Origin of the sequence: Pediococcus ethanolidurans (assembly GCF_001437405.1) — a bacterium.
GTDB classification, from domain to species: Bacteria; Bacillota; Bacilli; order Lactobacillales; family Lactobacillaceae; genus Pediococcus; species Pediococcus ethanolidurans.
In genome coordinates, this window is record NZ_JQBY01000051.1 from 1 (window position 1) to 2,232 (window position 2,232).

The following is a 2,232-nucleotide window of genomic DNA, read 5'->3' on the forward strand; positions in this document are numbered from 1 at the left end:
ACAATCAAACAGCTAACCAATACAGAAACTAATATATTTAACATAAAACCAACTTCCTTCAGAATAATTTGTAAAGTAATAGTCCTTACACAATCTAATATAAGAAAACCTACCAAATCAGATAATTCTTTCGTTGACTATCCCATTTAGCTACGATCAGCTCAGATTCAGTCGGTTCTAGTAGCTGTTTTCCATCAGTATTAATCAAATCTCCATTATCAGCATCATCTAATTTCAATTTCTTTTTAATTATCTTCAGCAAGCCTCCATAACCAATTTGACGGGTTCCAGCCAAAGCCTGCTCCAAGTCATCAATTACTTGTTGATTACGATTATCATCGTCCGTCATGTAATCAGCAGACTTAACTTGATATTTAGCCGTTTCCTGTGCGCTAGCAAGCAAGGAAGACTTTCCCTTAGATTTATTCACTCGAACCGCCTCAACGTTCACAATCGGCTTATATGAGCTTTTAAGAGCCTTCTGCCATAAGTTAGTCCAATCAGCCTGAGACAAATAGTTTCCTGTTCCTTTAAAATAAGCACTCTTAACAAACAGTAAAACATGCAAATGTTGATGATAAGAACCATTTGCATTCGTCGTAATTTCAGTTGAGCGAACAAATCCTAGCAGATTCTTAGATACTTTTTTGTAATGAACCAGCTTAAAGAAAGCATGAGTTAACACCTTCAAACGCCGTTTTAAATCAACACCATCAACTGAATTTTCTTCTGTAAGTGTCAAAAAAATAAATCTAGCAGTTGAATGCTGTCGATGAGCTTCTGCCAAAATTTTAGTTAACTGACTAGAGTTTTTTAAACTTCTACGCCAGTTGCACAAAGGACATAGCCGACTCTTACAGAACCACGTTTGATAAAGCTTAGTCGAACCATCAGGCAACTTTCGAAAACGCAAAACATCAGCACAGCCTTGTACTTTATGTGCTTTTTTATATAACAAAATTGATAGATATTCCGCATAACGCAAATTTTCTAATTTCTTCTGCCGCCAAGGTCGTGGCTTTCCATAACTATTTTTATCTTGCAATATCTTTTTATTCGCCAAATCAAAAGCTCCTCTCACCAGCCACGTGAGAGGAGCTAATCTTTTTATGTACTTACTTAACCTAGGTACTTGACGCTTAATAACTCAAGCTTTAAACTATGTCTAGTAAATACGAATATTCAAGATTAACTCACGTGTTCCGGGTCGCCAAACTAGGAATTCTCACGTGGGTTTTTTTATTGTTTTATTTTATACCATCATAATACGCTTTGGGCCAGACGTGTCAAGGCTTGGAGGCAGTTTTGAAAAAAATAATTGTGTCTAGTATGTATCAAGATAAGAAGAAACTGGCAAAAATCGCCAGTTTCAAGCCCTCGGGCGCTGTCGCCCCGAACCCCGACCAAGCTGAACCAGCTTGACCGCAAAACATGAGCGGGAGCACCCGCTCAAACTCACCCCGTCACTCGTCGTGAGGGCAGGAAAGCAAAGTTTAGGAAACTTTGGCTTTCAGCCAATTCAGTGTCTGGGTTTAGTTAGCTAGTCAACTCCTTATCCTCGCTCCCGTTGGTCGTTCCGGTACCGTTGACTACCAGCTAGTACTCGGTTTTAATTGCAACGTGGTACAAGGATTAAGTTCGAAGGAGTGTAAACGACTGAACTTAATTTTTGTAACATGTTCCAGCATGCTAGGAAAATCCTAGCATGCTTTTTTGTTATTTTTTCCAAATTAGCAATCCAAGTTTGAGCAGAGCGAAATCTAATACAGTTTGTAAAAAAGACACCACATTTTCATGTGGTGTGTAAGTGCGCATTGACCTTTAACTTTTATTTTATTATCTTTCTTCTTTCAGCATTTATTAAGGAACACAATTCCTTTACTTCAGGTCTTTCAGAATCATAAAAAGTATAACTGGGAGTCTTTCCTAAAAGCTTAATATTTTTCACAGAATCATCAGTACTTTTTAGCTCATCGAGAAGCTTATTCATTAAACAATTAATAGTCTGATTTTTGAAGTGATACCCATAAGTTTCCCAGTCACGCTCCAATTGCAATTTATTCAGTGAAAAATACCTAGTATTATCATCGATAAGGTCAGTTCCACTAGTAACAAAAGCACATATATCACGAGAAATTATAGCCAGTCCACTATCAGCAGAACGAACATCAGATTTTAATTTTGAAATTGCATCAAGAGTATCCGCTTCTGACTTAACAGCTTTATGAAAAC

The 2,232-nt window shown here is 37.4% G+C and carries 2 protein-coding genes; both read right to left on the reverse strand.

What is annotated here, in order from left to right:
• Nucleotides 1–109 precede the first annotated feature (109 nt).
• Nucleotides 110–1,063 (reverse strand): protein rep, encoded by a 954-nt coding sequence (locus IV87_RS10745; protein WP_057808131.1) that lies wholly within the window; start codon nucleotides 1,061–1,063, stop codon nucleotides 110–112.
• Between the two features lie 765 nt (nucleotides 1,064–1,828).
• On the reverse strand, nucleotides 1,829–2,232 hold a 404-nt coding region (locus tag IV87_RS11115), incomplete at its 5' end, for a hypothetical protein (protein ID WP_162259958.1).